The organism is Streptomyces toxytricini, assembly GCF_014649915.1.
GTDB lineage: Bacteria > Actinomycetota > Actinomycetes > Streptomycetales > Streptomycetaceae > Streptomyces > Streptomyces toxytricini.
The window spans coordinates 46,747-52,407 of sequence record NZ_BMTY01000035.1 but is presented as its reverse complement, the minus strand read 5'-3'; the positions used below and the strand labels follow the sequence as shown (position 1 = coordinate 52,407).

The following is a 5,661-nucleotide window of genomic DNA, read 5'->3' as shown; positions in this document are numbered from 1 at the left end:
GGCCGAAGATGACCGGCACCATGCTCGACGAACGCCTCGGCAAGATCCACTTCTGGACGCTGTTCATCGGCTTCCACACCACCTTCCTGGTGCAGCACTGGCTGGGTGCGGAGGGCATGCCCCGGCGGTACGCCGACTACCTGGCCGCCGACGGGTTCACCGTCCTCAACTCGGTTTCCACGGTCGGCGCGTTCCTGCTGGGCCTGTCCACGCTGCCCTTCCTCTACAACGTGTGGAAGACCGCCGTGTCCGCGCCGCGGGTCACCGTCGACGACCCGTGGGGCTACGGGCGGTCACTGGAGTGGGCGACGTCCTGCCCGCCGCCCCGCCACAACTTCGTGACGCTGCCCCGGGTGCGCTCGGAATCCCCGGCGTTCGACCTGCACCACTACGAGGTCGCCGAGTACGGGCGCCGCGAGAACGAGGGCCGGCGCGACATCGCCGACGAGGACCGGGCGCACCTGCCGCCGGACGGCTCGCAGGACCGCGACGGCGGGCCCGGCCGGCGCGAGTAGCGCGGCGGGCGGCCGCGCCCGCGACAGGGGGCCCGGACGCGCGGCGCCGCCCGGGCGGCCGGGGAGGCCGGCCCGGGCGGCGGGGCGGGAAGCGGGGCCGGTCAGGCCAGGTCGAACCGGTCCAGGTTCATGACCTTGTTCCAGGCGGCGACGAAGTCCTGGACGAACTTGGCCTGCCCGTCCGAGGAGGCGTACACCTCGGCGATGGCGCGGAGCTGCGAGTGCGCGCCGAACACGAGGTCGACGGCGGTCGCCGTCCACTTCGCCTCGCCGGTGGCCCGGTCCCGGCCGTCGAAGACGCCCTCGGCGGTCGCGGACGTCTTCCATTCGGTGCCGGCGTCGAGCAGGTTGACGAAGAAGTCGTTCGTCAGCGTGCCCGGCCGGTCGGTCAGGACGCCGTGCGGTGCCTTGCCGACGTTCGCGTCGAGGGCCCGCATGCCGCCGACGAGGACCGTCATCTCGGGGGCGGTCAGGTCGAGCATGTTGGCCCGGTCCAGCAGGAGGGTTTCGGGCGGCAGCTTCTCCCCGGTCTTGACGTGGTTGCGGAAGCCGTCTGCGCGCGGTTCGAGGACGGCGAAGGACTCCGTGTCCGTCTGCTCCTGCGAGGCGTCCGTGCGGCCGGGCGCGAAGGGCACCCGGATGTCGTGGCCCGCGTTGCGCGCCGCCTGCTCGACGGCCGCGCAGCCGCCGAGGACGATCAGGTCGGCGAGGGAGACCTTCTTGCCGCCCGTCTGAGCGGAGTCGAACTCCCCGCGGATCCGCTCCAGGGCCTCCAGCGTCTCGCGGATCTCGGGCCCGGAGTTGGCCTCCCAGCTCCGCTGCGGTTCCAGCCGGATCCGGGCGCCATTGGCCCCGCCGCGCTTGTCGGTGCCGCGGAAGCTCGCCGCCGAAGCCCACGCCGTGGTCACCAGGTGCCGGAGGGGGAGCCCGGTGTCGAGGATCTTCCGCTTGAGGGCCTCGACGTCCTCGTCGCCGACGAGCTCGTGGTCGACGGGGGGAACCGGGTCCTGCCACAGCTGGGGCTCCGGCACCCACGGGCCGAGGAAGCGGGAGACCGGGCCCATGTCGCGGTGGAGCAGCTTGTACCAGGCCTTCGCGAAGGCCTCCGCGAGCTCCTCGGGGTGCTCGTGGAAGCGCTTGGTGATCGGCCCGTAGACCGGGTCGACGCGCAGGGCCAGGTCCGTCGTCAGCATCATCGGGGCGTGGCGCTTCGACGGGTCGTGGGCGTCGGGCACGGTGCCCTGGGCCTCGGGGTTCTTCGGGGTCCACTGCCGGGCGCCCGCCGGGCTGGTCGTCAGCTCCCATTCGTAGCCGTACAGGTTGTCGAGGTAGCCGTTGTCCCAGGTGGTCGGCTTGGACGTCCAGGCGCCTTCGAGTCCGCTGGTGAGCGCGTGCGGGCCGGCGCCGGTGCCGTAGGTGTTCTTCCAGCCGAGGCCCTGTGCCTCCAGCGGGGCGGCCTCCGGTTCCGGGCCGATGTACTGCGGGTCGACCGCGCCGTGGCACTTGCCGAAGGTGTGGCCGCCGATGATGAGCGCGGCCGTCTCCTCGTCGTTCATCGCCATCCGCCCGAACGTCTCGCGGATGTCCCGGGCGGCGGCCACCGGGTCGGGGTTGCCGTTGGGGCCCTCCGGGTTGACGTAGATGAGGCCCATCTGCACCGCGCCGAACGGGGCGGCGAGCTCGCGGTCGCCGCTGTAGCGCTCGTCGCCGAGCCAGGTGTCCTCCGGGCCCCAGAAGACCTCCTCGGGCTCCCAGATGTCCTGCCGCCCGAAGCCGAAGCCGAACGTCTTGAACCCCATGGACTCCATGGCGCAGTTCCCGGCGAAGACCAGCAGGTCCGCCCAGGAGATCTTCCGGCCGTACTTCTGCTTGACGGGCCACAGGAGGCGCCGCGCCTTGTCGAGGCTCGCGTTGTCGGGCCAGCTGTTGAGGGGGGCGAAGCGCTGGGCGCCGGACCCGCCGCCGCCCCGGCCGTCCGCGATCCGGTAGGTGCCGGCCGCGTGCCAGCTCATGCGGATGAAGAGCGGCCCGTAGTGGCCGTAGTCGGCGGGCCACCAGTCCTGTGAGGTGGTCATCACCTCGAAGACGTCGCGTTTCAGGGCCTCCACGTCGAGGCTGCGGAACTCCTCCGCGTAGTCGTACTCCTCCCCCATCGGATTGGCCTGGGGCGAGTGCTGGTGGAGAACCTGGAGGTCCAGCTGATTCGGCCACCAGTCCCGGTTCGTCCGGGGCCGGGCCGGCGCCGGGGTCGGCGAAGGGATTGCAGGGTTCTCGCTCTCGCTGCCGGACACGTCGGGTCCTTCTTCCTGTCTCGGTGTTCCCTGTGCTGTGCTGCCGGCGCCCGGCCCCTGCCGGGCACGCCTCGTCTCGTGCCCCGTGTTCCGGATCCGAACGCGTGAGTCCGATTGGCGAGCTTTGTCAGCTTCTCTATCGTCGCGCACGGTCCTGCGCATGGCTACGAAACACGCAGGGCGACGACCGGCGCGCCGGGCCGCGCGCTCTCCGGCCGACGGCTGCGGAATCCGCCCGGGCCGGACGCTTGGCCGCCGTTCCCGAGGGCAGGCGCGGATCACCAACCGGAATGCCGCCGGGGCGCCTCGGCTGCGGCGGCCGCTGCGAGATCATGGAGACTGCGATGACAACTGCTCGCGAGATCATGACGCCTGACGCGACCTGCATCGGCGCCGAGGAGAGCGTCCTGGAAGCAGCGCGGAAGATGACCGAGCTGGGTGTCGGGGCGCTGCCGATCTGCGGCACCGACAACAAGCTGAAGGGCATGCTCACCGACCGCGACATCGTCGTGAAGGTCCTCGGCCAGGGCAAGGACCCCGCCGAGGTCAAGGCCGGAGAGCTCGCGCAGGGCGAGGCCGTCACCATCGGCGCCGACGACGACACCGCCGAAATCCTGCGGACGATGACGGAGCACAAGGTGCGCCGCCTGCCGGTGATCGACGGGCACACCCTCGTCGGCATCGTCGCGCAGGCGGATGTCGCCCGTTCGCTGCCCGACCCCCAGGTGGGCGACCTCGTGCAGGCGCTGTCCACCGACTGACGCCGGACGGCCCGCCCGTCCGGGGCCGCCGCCTCCACCCGGGTGACACCGCGGCGGCCCGGGCCGCCCGCCTGCCGGGACCGGCGCGGGCCGCCGCCCTACGGTGGCCGCGTGACCGAAGTGCAGGCGGACACCGCAACGGCGACGGCGCGGCTCAAGGAGCGGCTGTACGCGACGATCACGATGATCTCCGTGGTCGTCGGCCTCGGCGCGAGCGGCCACGTCGAGCCGGGGGGTGCGGCCGCCACCGTGGCCACCGCCTCCGCCGGACTGTGGCTGGCCTCTGTCGTGGCCGACCAGCAGGCCCACCGCGTGGTGCACGGCAGCCTCGCCGGCGGGCAGGAGCTGCGCACCATGCTCTTCGTCAGCAGCCCGCTGCTGCTGTCCGCGGTGGGCCCCCTGCTGCTCATCGCGGCCGCTGCCCTCGGCGTGATGGAGCTGGAGACGGCGCTGGTGACGGCGGCCGCGGTGAACGTCGCGGCCCTGTTCGCGTGGGGCTGCCACGGCGGTGTGCGGATGGGCGGCGGCACGGTGTTCGCCCTGGCGGCCGGCGCCGTCGACGCGGCGATCGGCACGGCGGTGGCGGTGGTGAAGGCGGCCGCCGGCCACTGAGCCCGCGCGCAGGCATACGGCGCGCAGGGTCGGGCAGGCTTTCCCGCAGGACTGCGGGAGACTCCGGGCCGGACCGGCAGGTGAGGGCGATGCCGTACGCCATCCACTGGGACGAGGCAGCCATCGACGCGGCGGCCGGCTTCATGGCGGACGACCCCGAGGGGCTGCGGCAGCTGATGTACTCCGTCGACCTGCTGGCCACCAGGCCGCGGCCGCAGGGCACCGTCGAGTACGGCTCCCCGCGGCTGCGCCGCATGCACGTGGGCCGCTACCGGGTGCTGTACGAGGTCGTCGACGCCGCGGCGGCCGTCGTCCTGTTCCACGTGGGCCGCTTGGGCTGAGCGGGCCGCCGGCGCGGTTCGGACGCCGGTTTCGGGTAAGGCGCCCGGCATGGACAAGACCGAACGAGGCACTCGGCGGGACGCGGACGACGCGGTCCCGCGCCGCGGCCCGGCCGCCGCGGACCCCGGGCCGGAGCAGAACGGCCCCGACAAGCCCACCGACCTGGGCAAGAGGTCCTGGAACGCGGTGCTGCGCCGCACTTTCGCGGAGTTCCGGGACGACGAACTGGCCGACCGGGCCGCGGCGCTCACCTACTACGGGGTGCTGGCCCTGTTCCCGGCGCTGCTCGTCCTCGTCTCGCTCCTCGGCGTGACGGGCAAGGCGGCGACGCAGGGCCTGCTGGACTCCCTGACGAAGCTGACCCCGGGCGCGGCGCGGGACATCATCACGCGTGCGGTCGAGCAGCTGCAGGCGAGCAGCGGGACGGGCGGGCTGCTGGCGATCGTCGGCCTCCTGCTGGCCCTGTGGTCGGCGTCGGGCTACGTGGCGGCGTTCATCCGCTCCGCGAACGCCGTGTACGACGTGCCGGAGGGCCGCTCGATCTGGAAGCTGACCCCGCTGCGGGTCGTGCTGACGCTGGTGCTGATGCTGCTTGCCGGGGCGAGTGCGGTGATCGTGGTCTTCACCGGCGGCCTGGCCCGGGAGGCCGGGGCCGCGCTCGGCATCGGCGAGGCGGCGGTGACGGTGTGGTCGATCGCGAAGTGGCCGGTGCTCCTGCTGCTGGTCACCGCGATGATCGCGCTGCTGTACTGGGCGGCGCCGAACGCGAAGTCGCGCGGGTTCCTGCGGGTCACGCCGGGCAGTGTCCTGGCCTTGCTGATCTGGATGGCCGCCTCGGCCGGCTTCGCCGTGTACGTGGCGAACTTCGGCTCGTACAACAAGACGTACGGCACCCTCGCCGGTGTGATCATCTTCCTGGTGTGGTTGTGGATCACGAACCTGGCCATCCTCCTGGGCCTGGAATTCGACGCCGAGATGGCCCGCCAGCGCGCCATCCTGGAGGGGCATCCGGTCGACAAGGAGCCCTACGTGGAGCCCCGCGACACCAGCGAGTGGTCGGACGCCGAGCGCGCGGAGTGGGACGGCGTCCCGGCGGACGGGACGGCCCCGGCCGGCAGGGCCGACGGCGGGCGGCGGCCT

6 protein-coding genes are annotated in these 5,661 nt (G+C 72.8%); 5 read left to right on the top strand and 1 reads right to left on the bottom strand.

Features of this window, described 5'->3' with window-relative positions; genetic code table 11:
- The coding region (locus tag IE170_RS31360) for a cbb3-type cytochrome c oxidase subunit I (RefSeq protein ID WP_189812867.1) at positions 1 to 515 on the top strand (515 nt) is incomplete at its 5' end.
- 101 nt (positions 516 to 616) lie between these two features.
- Here IE170_RS31360 and katG read toward each other — a convergent pair.
- Positions 617 to 2,806 carry a catalase/peroxidase HPI gene (gene katG, locus IE170_RS31355; protein WP_189812866.1) on the bottom strand — a complete coding sequence of 730 codons (2,190 nt, stop codon included), beginning with the start codon at positions 2,804 to 2,806 and terminating at the stop codon, positions 617 to 619.
- A 344-nt stretch (positions 2,807 to 3,150) separates the two neighbouring features.
- Here katG and IE170_RS31350 point away from each other — a divergent pair, with 344 nt between their 5' ends.
- The 4 genes from IE170_RS31350 to IE170_RS31335 all read left to right on the top strand — a co-directional run.
- Complete coding sequence (locus tag IE170_RS31350) at positions 3,151 to 3,567, top strand: CBS domain-containing protein (protein ID WP_189812865.1); 417 nt, start codon at positions 3,151 to 3,153, stop codon at positions 3,565 to 3,567.
- A gap of 111 nt (positions 3,568 to 3,678) precedes the next feature.
- Positions 3,679 to 4,179, top strand: a complete 501-nt coding sequence (locus IE170_RS31345) for a hypothetical protein (RefSeq protein ID WP_189812864.1) — start codon at positions 3,679 to 3,681, stop codon at positions 4,177 to 4,179.
- An 89-nt stretch (positions 4,180 to 4,268) separates the two neighbouring features.
- Positions 4,269 to 4,520 (top strand): type II toxin-antitoxin system RelE family toxin, encoded by a 252-nt coding sequence (locus IE170_RS31340; RefSeq protein ID WP_189812863.1) that lies wholly within the window; start codon positions 4,269 to 4,271, stop codon positions 4,518 to 4,520.
- 49 nt (positions 4,521 to 4,569) lie between these two features.
- The coding region (locus IE170_RS31335; RefSeq protein WP_189812862.1) for a YihY/virulence factor BrkB family protein at positions 4,570 to 5,661 on the top strand (1,092 nt) is incomplete at its 3' end.